This is a genomic window from Citrobacter sp. MNAZ 1397, assembly GCF_023613995.1.
Taxonomy (GTDB): domain Bacteria; phylum Pseudomonadota; class Gammaproteobacteria; order Enterobacterales; family Enterobacteriaceae; genus Phytobacter; species Phytobacter ursingii.
Genome location: NZ_JAKIVH010000001.1, coordinates 1,470,518 through 1,492,254, shown reverse-complemented (window position 1 = coordinate 1,492,254; position 21,737 = coordinate 1,470,518). Strand labels below are relative to the sequence as shown.

The window sequence follows — 21,737 nt, the reverse complement described above, 5'->3', positions numbered from 1 at the left end:
AGAACACGCTGCTTCGCAACTGGCGGAGCAGCGTACGGTTATCCTCAGGCGGCCGAAGGCGTAAGCTGAATACGCTCCAGTGAACCGACGATAAACAGGTAAGAGCACAGGCCAATTAAGCCCATTGAACCGACATACAATATGGCGTAATCAAACGACTGGGTACTGGAGAGAATTACCCCAATGACCAGCGGTGTGATAATACTGGCCATGTTGCCGCACATATTAAAGACGCCACCTGCGATGCCCAGCACCTCTTTCGGCGAGGTATCGCTCAGTACACACCAGCCTAAATTCCCGAAGCCTTTGGCGAAGAAAGCCAGGCTCATGGCGGCAATGACCACCACTTCTGAGCTGGTATAGTTGGCAACCACAATCACACAGGAGAGTAGCATGCCGCAGATAACCGGGAATTTGCGCGCGGTGGTCAGGCTGTAGCCGCGTTTTAATAACCAGTCGGAGAAGACGCCGCCCATCAGGCCACCAATAAACCCGGCGATCGCCGGAATACTGGCAATAAAACCGACTTTGAGAATCGACATGCCTTTTGCCTGATATAAATAGGTAGGAAACCAGGTCAGGAAGAACCAGGTAATAGAGGTCACGCAGAACTGGCCTATATAGACGCCAATCATCATGCGATTCACACAAACGCTTTTGATCTGGGCGAGAGAAATCTTTTCCGATTTCTTCGCATTACCCAGTTCCGGTTCACCGCCGCCTTCGCGGATATAATCCAGTTCCTGCTGGTTGATTTTCTTGTGCTGTAGCGGATCTCGAATTTTTGCCAGCCAGACAATCCCCAGCACCACGCCGATTGCCCCGATATAATAGAACACATAGTGCCAACTCATGTTGTGCAGGATAAGCGTCATCAGCGGCGTGACAATCCCCAGCGAAATGTACTGCGCCGCCTGATACACCGCCGTCACGAAACCGCGCTCTTTATTGGGGAACCACTGTACACTCAGACGGCTGTTCGCCGGAAAGGCCGGTGCTTCAATTGCCCCCATCAGCAAACGCAAAATCACCAGCACAATTAACGGGCTGGCAAAAAGATAAATCGTCCCCTGGAACATAGTGACAATTGACCAGCCAATTAATGCACAGCCATAAACCAGGCGTGAGCCATATTTATCCAGCAGCCATCCGCCGGGAATTTGCATGATCACATACGAAATACCAAAAGCCGAGAAGGCCAGCCCGAGCGCTTCCGGGTCAAAGCCTAATTCTTTACTCATAATAGGGGCGACCACCGAAAGGGTCGCACGGTCAGCATAGTTAAATACCGTAGCCAGAAATAAGAAAATAAGAATACCGTGGCGCACGCTGGTGCGCTTAATAACATTACTCATCATCGATTCCTCGACGAGGTTATCACCCCGACGTGTGTAATAAACGGGAACGGCCCCGTCGGCTATTTACTCCGTGGCATTGACCGCGTGGGCAAGCAGGTCAGCCAACGACAGAGCTCTGTTGCTGTGGCATAGCGGGTACGTTGTCTCTTGGCATAAGAGGGCGCGCCAGTACAGGCACTTAAAGTCATGGAACACTCCTTTTTTCGTCATGAATGTTTGCGCTAACATTTATATAAAAATACCCAGGGAGGATCCATAATAAATGTATAAATGTGCCCTCAAGATCACATATATTCTGCAATCGCATTATCAGGGGATGAAATGAAAAACGCTTAATCGATAGCGGTTTATTAGGGTAATAGATGAGCGCAATAAATATATTAAAAATGGGCGGGCAGGGGTAATGCCAGGAAACTGACGCAACCTGTGACTGTGGTGGGTTATTTATATTGCATACACGATAAATAAAAAACGCTGCTCCGTCGGGAGTACACGAATATGCGAAACAGCGTGGCATAAATATGCCAGTTTTCGTACTGAAATAAAGACGGAATATCTCCCGTCTTTATTATCTGTTACGGGCGTTTGCCAAATTCACAGCTTAGCTGAGTCCAGGCGCGCGCTTGTTCACTGAGGGTGAAGCCCAGACCATGGCGGTCGGAAACGTACATGCGGCCATCGCGCAGTTCGAGCTGCTCGTTAAACAGCGGGTTCAGCCATTCGAAGTGCTCCAGCCATGGCTCCAGCGGATAAGCGGCAGAGAGGTGCAGGTGTACTTCCATGGCAAAGTGCGGGGCCAGTTTACGACCATGTTTCGCTGCCAGATCCATGATTTTCAGGAACGGAGAGATACCGCCAACGCGCGGGGCATCCGGCTGAACGAAGTCGCTGGCATTACCCAGAATAAGCTGTTCGTGCTCGCGGAAACTGGTCAGCATTTCTCCGGTCGCGATGGGGGTGTCCAGCGCGGCCGCCAGTTGGGCGTGACCTTCCACATCGTAGGCGTCCAGCGGCTCTTCAATCCAGATCAGATTGAACTGCTCCATTTTACGGCCCATGCGAATGGCGGTTTCGCGGTCCCACTGCTGGTTTGCGTCAACCATCAGCGGGAAATCGTCGCCCAGCGCTTCACGCACGGCGGTTAAACGGCGGATATCTTCTTTGGTGTCCGGCTGGCCAACTTTCAGCTTGATACCCCCGATGCCGTTTTCACGGGAGATCACCACGTTTTTCAGCACCTGATCCAGCGGGGTATGCAGGAAACCGCCGGAGGTGTTGTAGCACTGCACGGAGTCACGGTGCGCGCCGAGCAGTTTTGCCAGCGGCAGACCTGCACGTTTCGCTTTCATATCCCACAGCGCGATATCGATAGGGGAGATGGCCTGCACGGCCATGCCGCTGCGGCCAACGGATGCGCCGGCCCACAGCAGTTTGCTGTAAATTTTGTCGATATCGTTCGGGTCTTCGCCCAACAGGTTATCCGCAATTTCTTTGGCGTGCGCATAGATGCCCTGACCACCGGCGCGTTTAGAGTAGCTAAAACCGACGCCTTCGAAACCGTCACGGCTGCGAATTTCCGCGATGATAATGGCGACTTCGGTCAGCGGCTTCTGGCGACCGGTCAGCACTTTTGCATCACTGACGGGGGTCGCCAGCGGCAGGAACGCGAGGGAGAGTTTTACCCACTCGATACGGTCGCCGGTTTCGGCAGCAGTTTTAACACCCTGCGCTTTGGCATAGGTTACGGCAGCGGAATTCGCGCTTACGGTCATGATTAACTCCTGTGAATGGTAATAATGTTTGCGCTAACATTCTTAATTAGATTAAAGATGGAACGCCAGCATTTTGCCGTCAAAATGTACAGTCGATCACAATAACAGACTTCATTGTGGGCTTTTATTCGTTCTGGCTCACAATTCAAAATCGTTTATGGAATGGTTTATGTGTAAATGATATCGCTAACATTAAAGCGGGGTTATTTTTTTAATCTACTGATTTTAAAGACGATTAAAATAATGAGAGAGAAGCGATTTAAGCTAACAAATCGCTTATAATCCCTGTCACAAAAACAAGCCGTTGTGAGTTTACATGTCGAAAACCTCTCGTCCTGCGCCGCCTCGCGCCCCCACATTAGACGATGTCGCCCGCGCGGCGGGATTGTCCTCCATGACCGTCAGCCGGGCGTTGAACACGCCGCAGCTGGTGCGTCCTAAAACGGTGGAAAAAGTGCTGGCGGCGGTTAAAGCCACCGGGTATATCCCCAATGCGCTGGCGGGTGGTCTGGCATCCCGACGCAGTAAAATGATTGCCGTTGTGGTGCCGCAAATTAATAACAGTATGTTCGTCGATACCATTCAGTCGATAAGCGATGAGCTGGCGGCACGCGGTTATCATATGCTGCTGTGTGTAGCGGGTTACGCCCAGCAAACCGAAGCGGAGCTGGTTGCCACGATCTTGTCGCGCCGTCCTGACGGCATTGTCCTGACGGGGATTCACCATTCGACGGAATTAAAGCGAGTTATCCTCAATGCCAGCGTACCGGTGGTGGAAATCTGGGATCTCACCCCCACGCCGCTGGATATGCTGGTAGGTTTTTCCCATGAAAAAGTGGGGGAGGCGACGGCGGATTATTTGCTGCGTAAAGGCTATAAACGTCCCGGTTTGCTGTGGACGGTGGATAATCGCGCGGCGCTGCGTAAAAGTGGGCTGTGCGAGGCGCTGGCGCGCCATGACATTCACGATCCTGCCGTAGTAGATGTCCCGCTTCCGGCGCGTTTTGCCGCAGGACGGCAGGGGCTTCGTGACTTGCTGAATAAGGGCAGCTTCGATGTGATTGTCTGCAGTTCGGATACCCTTGCGCAGGGGGCGATGGTCGAAGCGCAGGCCAGCGGATTGCGCGTGCCGCAGGATCTGGCGGTCATCGGTTTTGGCGATCTCGATTTTGCCGCCGATACCCATCCCTCCATCACGACGGTCAGCGTCGACCGACAGGTTATCGGTCAGCGTGCCGCCACGCTACTGGCGGACCGTATTGAAGGGCTCCCTCAGGAAGAAACGATTGTGGATATTGGTTTTCATTTTGTAGAAAGGGAATCGGCGTAACGGTATGAAAATTAATGTCATCGGCACCAGCGGCAGCGGTAAAAGCACGCTTTCGCGGCGGCTGGCCGCGCAGCTTAATGTGCCGTATATCGAAATGGACAGACTTTACTGGTTGCCCGAGTGGCAAGGGCGCAGTGATGAGGACTTTTACGCATTACTGGAAGAGACGTTAAATGCCACGCCTGGCTGGGTACTGGACGGTAATTATAACCGATCCCGCCCGATCAAATGGCGGGATGTTGATCTGGTTATCTGGCTGGATTACGGCTTCTGGCGCACGCTGCGCCAGGCGGTTCTGCGGGTGGTTCGCCGGGCCTGGCATGGAAAAGAGCTTTGGCCCGGTACCGGTAATACGGAAAGTTTCCGCCGTGCTTTTTTTAGCCGCGACTCGATCATTATCTGGACACTCAAAACCTGGCGTAATAACCGGGTACGCTACGCCGCGGATATGGCGAATCCGCAATATCAACATATTCGCTTTGTGCGTCTCACTCACCCGAAGCAGGTCGATAGCCTTATTGCCAGTTTGACGTAGACTTACTACTCACACGCAAGAAAGGAGGTCATATGATCACCGTTTACGGCGCACCCGGCTGGGGTTCAGCCATCAGTGAACTGATGTTGACACTGGCAGACATCCCGTATCAGTTCGAGAATATTGACGGCTTTGATTCGCCAGGGCACAACCAGGAAAAATTGCTGAAACTCAACCCTTTGTGTCAGGTGCCAACGCTGCAACTTGACGATGGCAGTATCATGACCGAGTCGGCGGCCATCGCCTTAATGATTCTTGATAAACACCCGCATCTTGCTCCTGCGCCCGGTACAGCTGAGCGCAATCAGTTCTGGCGACTGTTGGTCTGGCTGGTGGCCAATGTTTACCCGACATTCACCTATGCCGACTATCCCGAACGGTTCGTGCCCGATGCTGCGGATCAGTTGCGGGAGCACTGTGTGGCCTATCGAAAATCACTGTATATCTGGTTTGATCAGCAACTCAAAGCCGCGCCTTATGCATTTGGCGAACAGCTGACCTTGTTGGATATCTATATCTGTGTGATAAGAACCTGGGGGCCGCGGCACGACTGGTTTAAGGAAAATACGCCGAACATCGCCGCGATTGCCGACGCGGTTTGCGCCGTTGCGAAGCTCCAGCCTGTTTTACGCCGTAACGACATTATTTGATAACCAGCGCTTTTTCAGTGTGGTAGGTTGATAGGCCCATAACAAGGAGCACACCATGCCACACATTGATATCAAATGTTTCCCCCGTGACCTGAACGATGAGCAAAAAACCGCATTGGCTGCCGATATCGCCGACGTCATTGTTCGCCATTTAGGCAGCAAAGACAGTTCAGTCAGCGTCGCGTTAACTCAGATCGACCCGGACGCGTGGAAAGGCGAAGTATGGGATACGGAAATCGCACCACAGATGGCGCGGCTGATTAAGAAGCCCGGTTATCAGATGTGACAGGCCGCAGGGGAAATGTCTGCACTGGCTTTTTCCCCTCACTCCCGCTTTCTCCCGGAAGGCTGAGAAATCCCCGGTCATATTATGTTTTACAGCGATAACACCGCGTAATGAGAATAAAACAGGGTCCGACTGAAAATCGATGAGGCGGTGACGGCTGACCGGCAACCGCAGCGACATTTTTACACCCCATTAGCGCAGAGTGTGCAGCTAGCCGCCTCCGGGAGTTATTCCCGCAAGCGCTAGCTTAGCGGGGCGATTTTCGGGTCACCCCGGTACGTTTATCAACTTGCCACTGGTGACGAAATTACCGCCGCCCAGATGGTGGATGGTATTCAACAGATCATCATCAAACTGCCAGTGACCGTTACTAAAGGCGCGTTCATCCGCGGCCGCAGAAACCACCTCGCCAAACAGGGTGTCATATTTTTCCTGCGCCGCTGTCGGCGGTAACAGGCGACATTCCATCCACGCCAGACATTTTTCCTCCACGACGGGCAAACCCAGCACCGGGCCAGCGATAGCCGGAATACCGTAGCAGTTGAATTTATCCTCTTCGCGACCGCTCACGCTGCCCACCGCCCAGGTCCAGCGAGTGGCCGCCACGCCCGGAACCACAATGCCAAACATCCCGCTGCGTTCTATCAGCTCACGCGACCAGGTGCTTTTATCCACCACAATAGCGATACGGGCAGGGGAAAACTCAACGGGCATTGACCACGCAGCAGCCATGACATTGCGGCGGTCGATGCTCTCATCACGGCTGGTTATCAATATGGTAGGGCCGTGATTCAGCAAGCGGCTGGCGTGTTCCAGTGCCACCGGACGAAAAAAACTCATAAGCCACTCCTTCGTTCTGTCATGGAGAAATTAAAGCATAGATGCCCGGCACTGACACCGTGGATTGCATGTTTATCCCGCTCAGAAACAATCTCCAGGTCATTATTCTCTGTGTCAGTACAGTTATTGACCTCAGGCAAGCGCAGATGCAGCATGGAAATGCAGACAACAACATAATAAATGGAGAATTTTCAATGAATACAGGGCTTCGTCTTCATCCCCGTCGCTTACACCATTTTATCGAGAAAATCCTGCACTATGCGGGCAGCGAGCCTCAGGAAGCTCAGCTGGTTGCGGAGCATCTACTCGCGGCGAATCTTGCAGGACACGATTCTCATGGCGTAGGGATGATCCCGAGCTATGTTCGCTCCCTTGAACAAGGTTACCTGCAACTCAACCGTCATGCCAGCGTAGTGAAGGATATGGGCGCGGTGGTGACCCTCAACGGGAATCAGGCTTTTGGCCAGGTCGCGGCGCATGAGGCGATGACGCTTGGCATTGAAAAGGCCAGACAACACGGCCTCGCCGCCGTTGGACTGCATAATTCCCATCATATCGGACGTATTGGCTACTGGGCCGAACAGTGCGCCGCGGCCGGTTTTGTCTCTGTCCATTTTGTCAGTGTCGTGGGCGATCCAATGGTGGCCCCTTTTGGTGGAACAGACAGCCGGTTCGGAACAAATCCTTTTTGCGTGGTTTTCCCGCGGGAAGGGCAGCCACCACTGTTGTTGGACTATGCCACCAGCGCCATTGCATTTGGGAAAACGCGAGTGGCTTACCACAAAGGCGAACCGGTGCCCGATGGCTGTCTCATTGATGCGCAGGGGCAGCCCACTAACGATCCGTCGGTCATGCATCGTTCGCCGCTGGGGTCACTGTTGACGTTTGCGCAACATAAAGGGTATGCGCTGGCGGCGCTGTGCGAAATTATGGGGGGAGCCCTCTCCGGCGGACTAACCACCCATAAAGACACTCTCCAGGAGAGCGTCGATGCCATATTCAACTGTATGACCACCCTTATATTGAACCCGGAAATGTTTGCCGCGCCGGATATGCAGCAACAGACGCACGCCTTTGTTGAATGGGTGAAACAATCGCCGCATAGCCATGATGAGCCGATTCTGGTGCCCGGCGAGTGGGAAGAGAACAATCGCCGTCTGCGTAAGACGCAGGGGATTCCGTTGGATCCGGGGAGCTGGCAGGGGATTTGCGCGGCGGCAGTACGCGCGGGTATGCCCCAGGGGGAGGTCGATCGCTTACGCGCTGATTGTGAGCAAATGACACTGTAACGCAATGGCTGCGCGCCGTGCCGCGCAGCCGTCATGTCAGGCGGAAACGTGCGTCTGCGGCGCGTTTGCGTTGCGGGCGGTTACAATCTGGCCGCGACCCTGTTCTTTGGCCATATAGAGCGCAAGGTCCGCTGCACGGATCAGGTTCGCCGCCCGTGCATGTTGCGGCCAGGTCGCCAGACCGATAGAGATCGAAACCTGCCCGATATCACGGGATTCATAGAAAATGCGCTGGTTCAGGACATTTTGCAGCAACAGTTCAGCCAGTTTTCTGGCATCGGACTCGCTGGTATCAGGCAAAATAATCAGAAACTCTTCGCCGCCATAGCGGAAGGCAACACCGTTATCGCCCACCGTTTCCTGCAACAACCGCGCAATTTCGCGCAATACTTTGTCTCCCGCTTCGTGCCCGTGGCTATCATTGAGCTTTTTAAAGTAATCGATATCGATCATCAGGCAACTCAAACTGGCTCCGTTAGCCATGGATTGATCAATCAGGGTGCGCAGCGTCTCCTCCAGATTATGGCGGTTGCGTAAGCCAGTCAGCGAGTCATGGGTTGCTTTCTCTGTCAGGGTATCGCGCAGTATCTGGTTTGCCAGCGCCAGTGCGATGGTCTCAGCCATGAGTTCCAGATAGGCGTAAGTGGGCTCTTTCTGCTGTTCATTGTCGAAGGTGAGTAAGCCGATAATTTTGTTTTGCGCAATTAACGGCACACAGATGGCCCGTGCGGCAACCTCCGGCATAAGATGTTCGCACGGCATATCTACCGAATCATGCGACGGGCAGTGCAGTTGCCCGCGTTTTAACGCCCAACAGGCATCAGGAGTGAATGGGGCATCCTCGCCGGGCGGTAAGAGCCAGCGGGCCGCACACTTCATGCGGTTTGTCCGCGCATCCAGAATATAGAGTCGTCCCCCCATGTCCGGGATGATTTTTGGTGCGAAACGGCCCACAACCCTGACAATGCCGGCATGGGAGTCGCAGCCCTGCAGGCGTTGCGTCATCCTCGCCAGCAGCGTGCGTGAAGCCCACTCGGCATCACGCTCTTGCTCCAGTCGCTGGCGGGCCAGGCCGTTTTCCCGAAAAATATGGATGGCCTGGGCCATATCGCCAATTTCATCGACTTGCGCCAGAACCGGTGTTTCTACCGCGTAATCCTGTGTCGCCAGCCGGTTCACCACATCACTCAGCGTGACCACCGGGCGCAAAATGCGGTGTTTGATAATAAAACCAAGCACAAACAAGAAAAGCAGGGCTGTAATGGCCACCATCACTTCGGAGAGTGTGCGTAGCCGTTGTGATAGCGACGTCGCTTCGGCAATCACATTCGCCGTGCGTTGATCCGACAAACTGCGAAAATGGGCAAAGCGGTATTCGGCCTGAGCAATCTGATCTTCGTACTGCTGGCCGAAGATAATATTCATCGCTTCATTTACATTGCCCGCTTCCACTGCAGATATTGCAGCACGCTGCTCATCTTCAAGTTGATCAAAGACTTTAAGGCCATCTCTGAGGATCAGGATTTCCTCAGATGTTGCGCCGTTATCATGTAAACCCAGCAGATAGTTTTCGAACTGGACATCTTTTTCCAGCATTTGTCGCCAGGCCTTGATGTTGTCCGGCTGCCGTTTCACCACTGCCTCACGAGCAAGATCGCTCAACGCATAAGCTTCTCTTTCCAGGTCATCGGTCAGCGTATCGAAAAGGCGGCTCTGGGCGACGGCGGCGCGTTCAGCCCGGTCCGCACTGGATGCGCTAAACAGCGCAAAGCCTGAAGAAAGTGTCAGAACAACGGTAGCGATATAAGCAAAATTTGTGATCGTTGCGATACGCACGTAATCACCTTTTTCTATTAGGGAAAATCAGGAGAGATCTTCTAAGGGTTTACTATTCTTCTATATAAATCAAGACGCAACACTATCGTAATTTTTACGTCACATTTCCTGCCTATAGTCAGCGGCATCAAATCCCAAAGAGGATAACAATATGTTCGCTCCCCTGACGTTCGTGCAGGTGGACGCGGCCCGTTGGATGAAGACCACGGGTACCAGACGCTTTCTCATTGTGGGAGAGCGCTAATGGACGCGTTCACAGAAATCCGCCTGGAAGGTGTGTCGTATGCCTTTGGCAGCCACACCGTTCTCAATCAGATCGATCTCCTTATTCCCGCTGGCTCTATCGTGGCATTGCTCGGTCCCTCAGGCTGCGGCAAAAGTACGCTGTTGCGCTTACTGGCCGGATTAACACAACCTGCTGATGGCACCATTACCTTCGGTTCGCGTCTGGTGGCGAAGGCCGGCTGGGCGTTGCCACCGGAATCCCGTGATATTGGCATGGTTTTTCAGGACTATGCGCTATGGCCGCATATGACGGTGGAAGAGAATATCGCTTTCCCGTTAAAGATGCGCAATGTCCCGCGCGCTGAGCGCGAACACCGCGTCCTGCAAGCACTGGCACGCGTTGGCCTTGGCGAGTTTGCTAAGCGCAAGCCCGCAGGACTCTCCGGAGGCCAGCAGCAGCGAGTGGCGCTGGCCAGGGCCATTGTCGCCGAGCCGCGCGTATTGTTGTTTGATGAACCCCTTTCCAATCTCGACAGCGAGTTGCGCGAATCATTGTGCCGTGACATGGCATCACTACTGCGCCAGCTCGGCATTACTGCCGTTTATGTCACCCATGATCGTCGTGAAGCCGAGATCCTCGCTGACCGTATTGTTCATTTGTCTGCCGGTCGTGTAGACGCGATTCGTTCTGTTACTACATCCTCAGGGGAAATTGCATGAAAATATCAGTGAAACAAGGAGTTGCTCTAGCTATGGTGTTATCGTCCGTGATGATGTCCAGCGCGCATGCGCTCACCGTTTACACCGCCGGGCCAGGTTCACTGGCGAAAGGTCTCGCCAGTGGATTTGAGAAGAAAACCGGGGTGAAAGTGGATATCTTCCAGGCCACAACCGGCAAAGTGATGGCGCGCCTTGAAGCTGAGCAGGCCAATCCGCAGGCCGATATCCTGATTTCCGCTTCCTGGGATACGGCAGAAGATCTGCATAACCGTGGCTGGTTGCTGCCTTACCAGAGCGCTAACGCCGAAAAAGTACCTGAGATGCTCAAAAGCACGGATTTTGTCGCGCAGGGGGTCTCTGCGCTGGGTATCGTCTGGAATACCAAAAGCGGCACCCCGGAACCGAAAGAGTGGAAAGATCTGACCGCAGCCGCGTTTAAAGACAAAGTCACCACCCCGGATCCTGCTCTGTCTGGCGCATCGCTGGATCTGCTGATTGGCCTGCAAAACGGCATGGGCGACAACGCATGGGCATTGTTTGAGGAACTCAAGAAAAACGGCATGGTGGTCAGCGGCCCTAACGCCCAGGCGGTTACACCGGTGATGCAGGGCGCAAAAGCGGCGGTGTTCGGTGCGGTGGATTATGTGACCTACGGCAATATTGAGCAGGGCGAATCACTAAAAGTGATTTTCCCGGCCAGCGGTACCGTGATTGCGCCGCGCCCGATGATGATCCTCAAATCCACGCAGCACGAAGCCGATGCCAAAGCGTTTGTGGACTATGTGCTCTCGCCGGAAGGGCAGAGACTGGTGGCCGATGCCTGGCTGATGCCAGCGCGAACCGATGTGCAGGCAAAACGCCCACTCTTTAACGAGTTGAAAATTCTGCCGACAAAAAACGACGGCACCAGCGAGCGCGGCGCTGTGCTCACGCGTTTTAGCACACTGTTTGCTCAGTAATCATCACCCGACGGGGGCAACCCCGTCGTCTGGATACTCGCCGTGAACCAACGATTAATCTCGCTTGTGACTGTGGCCATTCTGCTGGTTCTGGTCGCGCTGCCATTGCTGTTTATTGTTCTGCAGGCCGTTTTCCCGCAATTTAGCGCTGGCTCTCTTCAGGGCGCCTTTTCCGGGTTACGCCCGCTGTTTTCCGACGCTCAACTCCCGGCGATGTTTGCCGGAACCCTGCAAATTGCCGCAGGCGTTGCGCTGCTGAGCGCCTGTATTGGTCTGCCGCTGGGCGTTGCGCGTGGACTGTTCGATTTACCCTGTCCACGGCTGTGGGATTTGTTGTTTCTTATCCCATTTCTGACGCCCCCCTATATTGCAGCGCTCTCCTGGATGCTGGTTTTACAAACCAATGGGTATTTAGCCCAGTTGCTGGGATTCGATCTCAATGCATTGCTGTTTAGCAAAAGTGGGATCGTGCTTGTTATGACGCTCAATATTTTCCCGGTCGTTTACTTCGCCGTATCCCGTAGCCTGCTCGCCAGCGGACAGCGCCTGGCGCTGGTTGCCCGCGTCCACGGCGCTACGCCCTCGCGCGCCTTTTGGCATATCACGCTGCCGATGTTGTCGCCTTCGCTGGCGGCAGGCATGCTACTGGCCTTTACACTGGCGATTGAAGAGTACGGCGTCCCTGCCGCGCTGGGCGCCCGTTCCGGCGTGGTGATGTTGACCGTTGGTATTGAGAAAAAACTGGCTGACTGGCCCATTGACCTGCCGGGCGCCTCAATGCTGTCGCTGATTCTGGTCGCGATAGCGCTTAGCGCATGGTGGTTGCAGGGCAGACTGACCGGTGGCAAGGATGTCACCAGCGTGACCGGTAAACCCGCGGAAAATACCGGCGCGAAGCTCGGTATTACGGGCGTGCCGGTCGTACTTGCAATGGCATTTATCGGCTTTCTGGCAGTGGTGGTGCCGGGCTTATCGATGGCGATCACCGGGGTCATGTCGACCCTGTCAGGCAGATTATCGCTGGCAAATGCCACGACTGCCCATTATGCCGCGCTGTTTGCTCAGCAGGGCGATGCCCTGGCGGCGCTGGGGACCAGTTTGTCGCTGGCCTTTGCGTCGGCATTAATCACCGGTGTTGTCGGGTTGCTTGCCGCCTGGCTTGTGGTAGTGCAACGCATTCAGGGCCGAAGCGTCATTGATGCACTGTCATTGATGCCAGCGGCGCTGCCGGGGATCGTGGTGGGGGTGGGGCTGATTCTGTTATGGAACCGTACATTCTGGCCCGTTTCGCCGTATAACACCTGGGCTATTTTACTGCTCTCGTACTGCTGCCTCCTGCTACCCTGGCCGGTTCGCTATGTCGGGAGTGCGCTGCGTCAGCTAGGGGGGAATCTGGAACCCGCCGCCCGTGTTCACGGCGCCAGTGCGCTACAGGCGTTGCGTTATATTGTTCTGCCACTGGTTTTTCCGGCCATGCTGGCGGCGATGCTGATGGTCTTTGCTATCGCGTCGCGCGAGCTGGTGACATCGCTGCTACTGGCCCCGGCGGGAACACAAACGGTGGCCGTCTTTATCTGGCGGCAATTTGAGCAGGGTTCGGTTGGACAAGGCATGGCGATGGCGACGCTGACGCTCATTACCGGGCTCGCATTGATGCTGACCGCGCTGGCGATAATGCAGCGCAGCACGCAACGATAAATGCAGGGCACAAAATTCCCTGTGCCCTGAAAAAAATGCGATATAACAGAAGGACATCTATTGCAGGAGCTTCATATGACCTCGTTTTTGGACGACTATTTCGCCCGTATTGGCTATACCGCTGTCCCCGCTGTAAATCTTGAAACATTGCGTACTTTGCATCTGCAGCATAACAGCCGCATTCCATTTGAAAATATTGAGGTCGTACTGCCTCGGGAAATCGAACTGAGCGATGAGGCTATCTTTAACAAACTGGTAGTGGCCCGTCGTGGCGGCTACTGCTTCGAGCAAAATGGCCTGTTTGAGCGGGTATTACGCGAAATCGGCTTTGAAGTTCGCAGCCTCCTGGGACGCGTGGTGCTGTCAAATCCGCCGCATATGCCACCGCGCACGCATCGCGTAGTGCTGGTGACCTTAGGCGATGAGCAGTGGATTGCGGATGTCGGCTTTGGCGGGCTAACGCTCACCGCGCCTGTACGCCTCAAGGCGGAGAGTGAACAGGAGACGCCGCATGGCCTGTACCGCCTGCAACAGGCCGGCCCGGACTGGATTTTGCAATTTCGTCATCACGATCGCTGGCAGTCTCTCTATCAATTCGAGATGGGCCAGCAATATCAGGCCGACTTTGTGATGGGTAATTTTCACTCAGCACACTGGCCGCAATCGCACTTTCGCCACCATTTGCTGATGTGTTTGCATCAGCCGGACGGGGGAAAACTGACGCTGACCAACTATCACTTTACCCACTGGCGGAACGGGCATGCGGTGGAGGAGAAGACTTTACCGGATACCCAGGCATTGTACGACATCATGCAGCAGCGATTCGGCCTGGGTACTGATGACCCGCATTATGGTTTCAGCGTTGAGGCGCTCGACACCCTGATGTCGCGTTTCGATCTTCACGGGGAAGGGGCGTAAAACAGCTCGCGATGAATCATGGCGTCCAGATGTCGGTCAAACGCCGCATCATCGACATCTGGCATGCCAAGCACGTAGATGCCATCAAGCCCGCAGACCAGGGCAATTAAGCGCCATGCAATGTTTTCCGTCGAATCATGACGGACAAATTCACCCGCCGTCACGCCCGCATTAATGATAGCGACCACTTTTTCATGCCACATTTCCATCGTCAGCACATACGCGCCTTTTAACTCAGGTTCTTTGCTTGCCAGCACCTGGGCTTCCCGCCACAGACGAATATAAGGGTCGAAACCGTCTTCATTGCTGCCGAGCATGGCGTGTAAACGTTCGCGCCAGCTTGCGGATTCGGGTAACACATCGACATCCAGCAGTTCGCCCATTACTCGCACGAATGCCTGTGCTTTTAGCTCTGCTCCCGAGCTGAAATGGTGATGCACCTGTCCCGTCGCGACGCCAGCTTCATTGGCTATCCTGCGCACGGTCATCCCGGCAAACCCATCGCTTAGCGCAACACGCATCGCCGCTTTCAGGATTAATTCCCGGCGCTCATCCCGACTCAAATAGCTCATACATCCCCCTAAACGTGAAGGAAACGGAGTCTAACAAAAAGCTGGACAGTTGTTCAACTTTCCGTAGGATCGCCATTCTGGACGCGTGTCCAGGATAGGTTATGAGGAAGTTATGATTCGTCAGTGGTTAACATTGGTCATTATCGTGCTGGTTTATATTCCGGTCGCTATTGATGCTACCGTCCTGCATGTGGCATCGCCTACGCTGAGCGCAGAACTGGCAACCAGCGGTAACGCGTTACTGTGGATCATTGATATCTATTCCCTGGTGATGGCGGGCATGGTATTGCCCATGGGAGCGCTGGGAGACCGCATCGGTTTTAAACGCTTACTGCTTACTGGAAGCGGGCTGTTTGGGCTGGCCTCTTTTCTGGCGGCAATGTCTGCCAGCGCCGAACAGTTGATTGCCTCGCGTGCCATACTCGCCATTGGCGCGGCGATGATTGTTCCGGCGACGCTTGCCGGTATCCGCAACACATTTTCGCAAACAGAACACCGAAATATGGCGCTTGGCGTCTGGGCTGCGGTGGGCTCCGGCGGTGCTGCGTTTGGCCCGCTGATTGGCGGCTGGTTGCTGGCGCATTTCCACTGGGGCGCGGTATTTCTGGTCAATGTACCGATTGTAATGCTGGTGATGGCACTCACCGCGCGTTATGTGCCTCGCCAACAGGGACGGCGTCAGCAACCGCTCAATCTCAACCAGGCGGTGATGCTGATTGCGGCCATTTTAATGCTGGTATGGAGCGCCAAAACGGCGCTCAAAGGCAGCGTTGCCGTATGGGGAGTGATCGCGGTGTTCTTAACGGGTGCGACACTGCTGGCAGGATTTGTACGCCAGCAGCTTGCGGCACCTGTACCGATGATCGATCTGCGTCTGTTTACACATCGCATCATTCTGACCGGGGTGTTAATGGCCGTGACGGCGATGGTTGCCCTGGTAGGTTTTGAGCTGCTGATGGCCCAGGAGTTACAGTTTGTTCACGGCTTTACGCCATTTGCAGCCGGGCTGTTTATGCTGCCGGTTATGCTGGCGAGCGGGTTCAGCGGGCCGATAGCCGGTCTACTGGTCTCCCGTCTGGGCTTACGCCAGGTGGCATCCGGCGGCATGGCGCTGAGTGCTTTTAGCTTTCTGGGCCTGTCAGTAACGGACTTTTCCAGCCAACAAACCCAGGCCTGGATCCTGATGGCGCTGCTGGGCTTTAGCGCGGCGAGCGCATTACTCTCTTCCACGGCGGCCATCATGGCGGCAGCCCCGAAAGAAAAAGCAGCCGCTGCAGGGGCAATCGAAACCATGGCGTACGAACTGGGGGCAGGGCTTGGCATCGCGCTGTTTGGCCTGATTCTGACCCGCAGCTTCTCCTCTTCAATTACGCTACCCGCCGGGTTAAATGGCGCGCAGGCCGCGCTGGCTTCATCCTCTATTGGCGAGGCGTTCCAGTTGGCGCAAGAGGTCTCATCACCACTGGCCCAGGGGATCAGATGTGCGGCCAGAACCGCGTTCGTCTCGTCACATAGCGTGGCATTAAGTGCCGCCGGCATGATGCTGATGCTGCTGGCGGTCGGCGTGTGGCTGAGCCTCAAAGGTGTCGATAAACAGGCTAGCAAGGGCGGCTAAGACGTGGATCGAGCATAAAAGGTTCGGACTTTACGCTCTTAAGGACTTTCGCCGCCTGTGGGTGTTCAGGGTTAAACAGCGCGTTCCATTCACCGGTGATGGTGCTGGGGACGCGCAGTACCAGTCCATTTTTCGTTGACGCCAACCACTCATCGCCGATGTGTTGTGTTGAAACAGGCGGCGGGTCGGCTTTCCAGTCTGCGGGCAGGGCGGACAGATCCAGCGTCGCGATAAGATTACGCGGTACGTCGAGGGTTAAAAAACGGTAGCCCTTTGCGATATCTTCAATCTCAAGATGCACCAGCGTTTCCAGCACGCAGAGGGCTTTTGATTCGCCCAGATAGACGCATTCATGGCCCGGCGAATTCCAGCGTCCGCCAAAGGTACGCGCGCCGTAGCCGTCGAAGGCGGTCAGCGCATAGCGCTCTTTGACCAGACGCCAGAAGGTGACATTTTCCATTAGCTGATAACACCATGCTCAAGGCGACCAATTAACGTCAGTACCGCTTCCGCACCGGCAGGGGTGGAGAGGAGCTCTGCGGGTTTTTTACCGCCAAGCCCTTTCGCGGGTTTATTGAGCCAGTTGGCCATGCGTTCGCTGTCACCTTCAAACAACTCACGAGCGGCACTGATCACCCGCGCCAGCGTGTAGACACGAGCGCTCTGTTCTGGTGAAAAGCGTTTTTCCGCGCTGTTAAGGCGGCGGCTATAGGTATTGCGGTCGATGCCGGCCATTCGGCACAGCGTGACTTCATCAAGGGAGACGGCGCCCGCGATATCACGCAACACACCGGCACTCAGACCGGCGTTTATGCTGTCATGAGCGGCAATCGCCGTGGCGGGAAGCCCCAGGATGCTGAGCAGGTCGTGCGGGATAGCCCGGACCTCTGGTGTATAGAGTTGCATTATTCTGCTCCATCTGTTCATTTGATATTAATTTTAGTTCAAATGAACAGGCGGCGCAATGACCGCTACTGCGGTCGCGTTGCCCACCAACAAAGCAGCGATCCGCCGCAGACCATAAACGCGCCCTGCCAAAAGGAAAACGACAGCGGGGCGCTCAGCACGGCGGCCGCCAGCGCCGAGGAGAGTACCGGTGTAAAATAGGATGCTGCCGCCAGCACGGCAACGCGCCCGTGTAAAATCCCGGTATTCCAGGCGGCATAACCGAAGCCCAGCGCAATGGCAGTGACTCCCAGTTTAATCACCACAGGAAGTGTAAAGTGCATGGACGGTTGATCGGTCAGGGCAAATTTTGTCCATAAGGTCGCCGCCGTCAGTAGAATAAAGAGCGTAATGCCGTTTGAACCTTTGGCATATTTGCTGGTAACAGTACAGTAAGCTGCCCAAATAAAAGCACCGACAAAAGCAAGAGAATAACTTAACGGGCTGGAGAGAATGTTTTGTGTAATATCGTGAATATTCAATCCCTGTTCGCCGCCCAATACCCAGCTTACGCCGATTATCGCCAGAATGAGTCCTGGAATTACCCACAGAGTGGCTTTTTGACCATTAAACAGGATCGCAAATAATATGGTGAAGCTTGGCCATAGATAGTTAACCATGCCGACTTCAATCGCCTGCTGGCGGGTTCCGGCAAACCCCAGCGACAGCGCGAGGCAAAGTTCATAGCTGACAAATAAAACGCTGCCTGGCAGTAAATAGCCGCGAGGAAAGCGGCGAATATCGGGAAAACCGACGGTGAGAATAAGTAAAACGCCGCTGAGCGTATAAATCATCGCCGCGCCGCCAACCGGCCCCAGGCCTTCGCTGACCGCGCGAATCAGGCCCACCATCGTACTCCACAACACGATGGCTAACAGCCCGATCAACGTGGCTTTTTTCTTATTCATACAGCTGTATTCCTTTTAAAAACGGCAAAGGGGGAATTTATAGCACTTAACGCACGATGCCTACTAATAAATCACGAGGAAACCTCATCCTTTTGGGGTAAATAAAATCGCCGAAAAAGACTATTAAGAAGTTGGTGTATAGCGATATTGATTTGCCGCAAATTATACAGGGATATTGCTGTTAGTTTTTGCGCTGAAAGAGATCCATATAACGAGGAACACAATGGACGTTAGCCGCAGACAGTTTTTTAAAATCTGCGCGGGTGGTATGGCCGGGACAACCGTTGCTGCGTTGGGATTTACCCCAAAAGCGGCACTGGCACAGGCGCGAAATTATAAGCTCCTGCGTGCGAAAGAGGTTCGAAATACCTGCACATACTGCTCCGTGGGTTGCGGGCTATTAATGTATAGCCTGGGCGATGGGGCGAAAAATGCCCGCGAATCGATTTACCACATCGAAGGTGACCCGGATCATCCGGTCAGCCGCGGCGCGCTGTGTCCGAAAGGGGCGGGCCTGCTCGATTATGTTCACAGTGATAACAGGTTGCGCTATCCGGAATATCGTGCGCCAGGATCGGACAAGTGGCAGCGCATCTCCTGGAACGATGCCTTCGATCGCATCGCAAAACTAATGAAAGCCGACCGAGACGCCAACTTCGTTGAGAAGAACGCCCGGGGGGTGACGGTCAATCGCTGGCTCACCACCGGAATGCTATGCGCCTCCGCGGCCAGCAATGAGACCGGCATGCTGACGCAAAAATTTGTGCGCTCGCTCGGCATGCTGGCAGTAGATAACCAGGCGCGCGTCTGACACGGACCAACGGTAGCAAGTCTTGCTCCAACATTTGGTCGCGGTGCGATGACCAACCACTGGGTTGATATTAAAAACGCTAACGTCGTGATGGTGATGGGCGGTAACGCCGCCGAAGCCCATCCGGTGGGATTCCGCTGGGCGATGGAAGCGAAAAATAACAACGATGCGACGCTGATCGTCGTCGATCCGCGCTTTACGCGTACGGCATCGGTGGCCGATATCTATGCGCCAATCCGCTCCGGCACGGACATTACGTTCCTTTCCGGCGTGCTGCTGTACCTGATTGAAAACAACAAAATTAACGCTGAGTACGTTAAGCATTACACCAACGCCAGCCTGCTGGTGCGGGAAGACTTTGCCTTTGAAGACGGGCTGTTCAGCGGCTACGACGCGGAAAAACGCCAGTACGATAAGTCCTCCTGGAACTATCAGTTCGATGAAAACGGCTATGCGAAACGCGACGACACGCTCACCGACCCGCGCTGCGTGTGGAACCTGCTGAAACAACACGTCTCCCGCTATACGCCGGAGGTGGTGGAGAATATCTGCGGGACGCCGAAAGCCGACTTCCTGAAAGTGTGTGACGTGCTGGCATCGACCAGTGCCGCGGACAGAACCACCACCTTCCTGTATGCGCTGGGCTGGACACAACACACCGTAGGCGCGCAGAACATCCGCACCATGGCGATGATCCAGTTGCTGCTCGGCAACATGGGGATGGCCGGCGGCGGCGTGAACGCGCTGCGTGGTCACTCCAATATTCAGGGGCTGACGGATCTGGGTCTGTTGTCGACCAGCCTGCCGGGTTACCTGACGCTGCCGTCAGAAAAACAGGCGGATCTGCAACACTACCTGACGGCAAATACACCGAAAGCCATGTTGCCCGATCAGGTTAACTATTGGGGCAACTATCCGAAGTTTTTCGTCAGCCTGATGAAATCCTTCTATGGCGATGCGGCGCAGAAGGAGAACAACTGGGGCTTCGACTGGCTGCCGAAATGGGATCAGGCATACGACGTTATCAAATATTTCAATATGATGGATAAAGGTAATGTCACAGGCTACCTCTGTCAGGGCTTTAATCCGGTTGCCTCCTTCCCGGACAAAAACAAAGTTGTCCGCAGCCTGAGTAAGCTGAAATACATGGTGGTTATCGATCCCCTGGTCACGGAAACCGCCAATTTCTGGCAGAACCACGGCGAGATGAATGATGTCGATCCGGCAGCCATTCAGACCGAAGTTTTCCGTCTGCCATCGACCTGTTTTGCCGAAGAGGATGGATCTATCGCCAACTCCGGCCGCTGGCTGCAGTGGCACTGGAAGGGGCAGGATGCACCGGGTGAAGCACGCAATGACGGTGAAATTCTGGCCGGTATTTATCATCGTCTGCGCGAGATGTATCGCACGGAAGGAGGCAATGGTGCCGAGCCGCTGCTGAAAATGCGCTGGGATTACAAGCAGCCTGACCATCCAGAGTCGGAAGAGGTGGCGAAAGAGAATAACGGCGTTGCGCTGGCGGATCTCTACGATGCCAGCGGTAATCTGTTGGCGAAGAAAGGCCAGCTGCTGAGCAGTTTTGCGCTGTTGCGAGACGACGGAACAACGGCATCTTCCTGCTGGATTTACGCCGGTAGCTGGACGGAGCAAGGCAACCAGATGGCGAACCGTGATAATGCCGATCCGTCAGGGCTTGGCAATACGCTGGGCTGGTCCTGGGCATGGCCGATGAACCGCCGTGTGCTCTACAACCGCGCGTCGGCAGATATCAACGGTAAGCCCTGGGATGCGAAACGGATGCTGATCGAGTGGAACGGCAGCAAATGGGCGGGGAACGATATCCCTGACTTTACTACCGCTCCGCCGGGCAGTGCGACCCATCCGTTCATCATGCAGCCGGAAGGGCTGGGGCGTCTGTTTGCCCTCGATAAGCTGGCAGAAGGACCGTTCCCTGAACACTACGAGCCGATGGAAACGCCGCTCGGCACTAACCCGCTGCACCCGAACGTGGTCTCCAGCCCGGTCGTGCGTCTGTATGAAGACGATGCCGCGCGTCTGGGTAAGAAAGACAAGTTCCCATACGTCGGCACCACCTATCGCCTGACGGAGCATTTCCACACCTGGACCAAGCATGCGCGACTGAATTCCATCGCCCAGCCGGAACAGTTTGTCGAGATCAGCGAGACTCTGGCGAAAGCCAAAGGCATTGCCAACGGCGACCGCGTGAAGGTGAGCAGTAAGCGTGGCTTTATTCGCGCGGTGGCTGTCGTTACCCGCCGCTTGCAAACGCTACACGTTAACGGCCAGCAGGTGGAAACGGTCGGTATTCCGCTGCACTGGGGCTTTGAAGGTGTAACGCAGAAAGGCTACATCGCCAATACCCTGACGCCCAACGTCGGCGATGCCAATTCGCAAACGCCGGAGTACAAGGCGTTTTTGGTTAACATCGAGAAAGCGTAAGGAGCGATGA

19 protein-coding genes are annotated in these 21,737 nt (G+C 54.8%); 11 read left to right on the top strand and 8 right to left on the bottom strand.

Annotation, left to right across the window (positions count from 1 at the left end):
• Window positions 1–44: 44 nt before the first annotated feature.
• Both L2097_RS06875 and L2097_RS06870 read right to left on the bottom strand, forming a co-directional pair.
• A complete protein-coding gene (locus L2097_RS06875; RefSeq protein ID WP_250353140.1) occupies window positions 45–1,355 on the bottom strand; it encodes an MFS transporter in 1,311 nt (436 codons plus the stop codon).
• Window positions 1,356–1,933: 578 nt separating this feature from the next.
• Window positions 1,934–3,130: an L-talarate/galactarate dehydratase gene (locus L2097_RS06870; RefSeq protein ID WP_039079073.1), complete on the bottom strand. Its 1,197-nt coding sequence runs from the start codon at window positions 3,128–3,130 to the stop codon at window positions 1,934–1,936.
• Between the two features lie 316 nt (window positions 3,131–3,446).
• Between L2097_RS06870 and L2097_RS06865 the strand changes: the two genes are divergently transcribed.
• Genes L2097_RS06865 through pptA form a run of 4 tightly spaced genes read left to right on the top strand, consistent with a single transcriptional unit; the run spans window position 3,447 to window position 5,931 of the window.
• On the top strand, window positions 3,447–4,460 hold the full coding sequence (locus tag L2097_RS06865) for a LacI family DNA-binding transcriptional regulator (protein WP_250352447.1): 1,014 nt from the start codon (window positions 3,447–3,449) through the stop codon (window positions 4,458–4,460).
• A gap of 4 nt (window positions 4,461–4,464) precedes the next feature.
• A complete protein-coding gene (locus tag L2097_RS06860) occupies window positions 4,465–4,995 on the top strand; it encodes an AAA family ATPase (protein WP_142518575.1) in 531 nt (176 codons plus the stop codon).
• A gap of 32 nt (window positions 4,996–5,027) precedes the next feature.
• Window positions 5,028–5,645, top strand: coding sequence for a glutathione S-transferase family protein (locus L2097_RS06855; protein WP_250352446.1), 618 nt, complete (start codon window positions 5,028–5,030; stop codon window positions 5,643–5,645).
• 55 nt (window positions 5,646–5,700) lie between these two features.
• The gene (gene pptA, locus L2097_RS06850; protein ID WP_142518573.1) at window positions 5,701–5,931 is read left to right on the top strand and encodes a tautomerase PptA; all 231 of its coding nucleotides are present in this window, start codon (window positions 5,701–5,703) and stop codon (window positions 5,929–5,931) included.
• Between the two features lie 267 nt (window positions 5,932–6,198).
• Here pptA and L2097_RS06845 read toward each other — a convergent pair whose 3' ends face one another.
• Window positions 6,199–6,771 carry a flavin reductase family protein gene (locus L2097_RS06845; protein WP_142518572.1) on the bottom strand — a complete coding sequence of 191 codons (573 nt, stop codon included), beginning with the start codon at window positions 6,769–6,771 and terminating at the stop codon, window positions 6,199–6,201.
• 194 nt (window positions 6,772–6,965) lie between these two features.
• Here L2097_RS06845 and L2097_RS06840 point away from each other — a divergent pair, with 194 nt between their 5' ends.
• Window positions 6,966–8,060, top strand: coding sequence for a malate/lactate/ureidoglycolate dehydrogenase (locus tag L2097_RS06840; protein WP_250352445.1), 1,095 nt, complete (start codon window positions 6,966–6,968; stop codon window positions 8,058–8,060).
• 36 nt (window positions 8,061–8,096) lie between these two features.
• Here the strand turns inward: L2097_RS06840 and L2097_RS06835 are convergent, their stop codons facing one another.
• Window positions 8,097–9,896, bottom strand: coding sequence for a diguanylate cyclase (locus L2097_RS06835; protein WP_250352444.1), 1,800 nt, complete (start codon window positions 9,894–9,896; stop codon window positions 8,097–8,099).
• Window positions 9,897–10,139: 243 nt separating this feature from the next.
• Here L2097_RS06835 and L2097_RS06830 point away from each other — a divergent pair, with 243 nt between their 5' ends.
• The 4 genes from L2097_RS06830 (at window position 10,140) to L2097_RS06815 (ending at window position 14,416) form a co-directional block, all read left to right on the top strand.
• Window positions 10,140–10,841 carry an ABC transporter ATP-binding protein gene (locus L2097_RS06830; RefSeq protein WP_250352443.1) on the top strand — a complete coding sequence of 234 codons (702 nt, stop codon included), beginning with the start codon at window positions 10,140–10,142 and terminating at the stop codon, window positions 10,839–10,841.
• Complete coding sequence (locus tag L2097_RS06825) at window positions 10,838–11,800, top strand: ABC transporter substrate-binding protein (RefSeq protein WP_250352442.1); 963 nt, start codon at window positions 10,838–10,840, stop codon at window positions 11,798–11,800. The genes L2097_RS06830 and L2097_RS06825 overlap by 4 nt, the downstream gene beginning before the upstream one ends.
• A 42-nt stretch (window positions 11,801–11,842) precedes the next feature.
• Window positions 11,843–13,498: an ABC transporter permease gene (locus L2097_RS06820; RefSeq protein WP_250352441.1), complete on the top strand. Its 1,656-nt coding sequence runs from the start codon at window positions 11,843–11,845 to the stop codon at window positions 13,496–13,498.
• Window positions 13,499–13,573: 75 nt separating this feature from the next.
• Window positions 13,574–14,416, top strand: a complete 843-nt coding sequence (locus L2097_RS06815; protein WP_229220517.1) for an arylamine N-acetyltransferase — start codon at window positions 13,574–13,576, stop codon at window positions 14,414–14,416.
• Here L2097_RS06815 and L2097_RS06810 read toward each other — a convergent pair.
• A complete protein-coding gene (locus L2097_RS06810; protein WP_047370358.1) occupies window positions 14,398–14,988 on the bottom strand; it encodes a TetR family transcriptional regulator in 591 nt (196 codons plus the stop codon). The genes L2097_RS06815 and L2097_RS06810 overlap by 19 nt on opposite strands.
• Window positions 14,989–15,100: 112 nt before the next feature.
• On the opposite strand from L2097_RS06810, the gene L2097_RS06805 reads away from it, so the two are divergent.
• Window positions 15,101–16,603, top strand: coding sequence for an MFS transporter (locus tag L2097_RS06805; protein WP_250352440.1), 1,503 nt, complete (start codon window positions 15,101–15,103; stop codon window positions 16,601–16,603).
• Here the strand turns inward: L2097_RS06805 and L2097_RS06800 are convergent.
• The 3 genes from L2097_RS06800 to yddG form a co-directional block, all read right to left on the bottom strand.
• The gene (locus L2097_RS06800) at window positions 16,587–17,063 is read right to left on the bottom strand and encodes an RES family NAD+ phosphorylase (RefSeq protein WP_250352439.1); all 477 of its coding nucleotides are present in this window, start codon (window positions 17,061–17,063) and stop codon (window positions 16,587–16,589) included. The two genes, L2097_RS06805 and L2097_RS06800, sit on opposite strands and share 17 nt — an antisense overlap.
• On the bottom strand, window positions 17,063–17,509 hold the full coding sequence (locus L2097_RS06795) for an Xre family toxin-antitoxin system antitoxin (RefSeq protein WP_229220514.1): 447 nt from the start codon (window positions 17,507–17,509) through the stop codon (window positions 17,063–17,065). The genes L2097_RS06800 and L2097_RS06795 overlap by 1 nt, the downstream gene beginning before the upstream one ends.
• A 65-nt stretch (window positions 17,510–17,574) precedes the next feature.
• Complete coding sequence (gene yddG / locus L2097_RS06790) at window positions 17,575–18,456, bottom strand: aromatic amino acid DMT transporter YddG (RefSeq protein WP_047370354.1); 882 nt, start codon at window positions 18,454–18,456, stop codon at window positions 17,575–17,577.
• 223 nt (window positions 18,457–18,679) lie between these two features.
• Between yddG and fdnG the strand changes: the two genes are divergently transcribed.
• Window positions 18,680–21,727, top strand: a complete 3,048-nt coding sequence (gene fdnG, locus L2097_RS06785) for a formate dehydrogenase-N subunit alpha (RefSeq protein ID WP_250352438.1) — start codon at window positions 18,680–18,682, stop codon at window positions 21,725–21,727.
• Window positions 21,728–21,737: the final 10 nt, after the last annotated feature.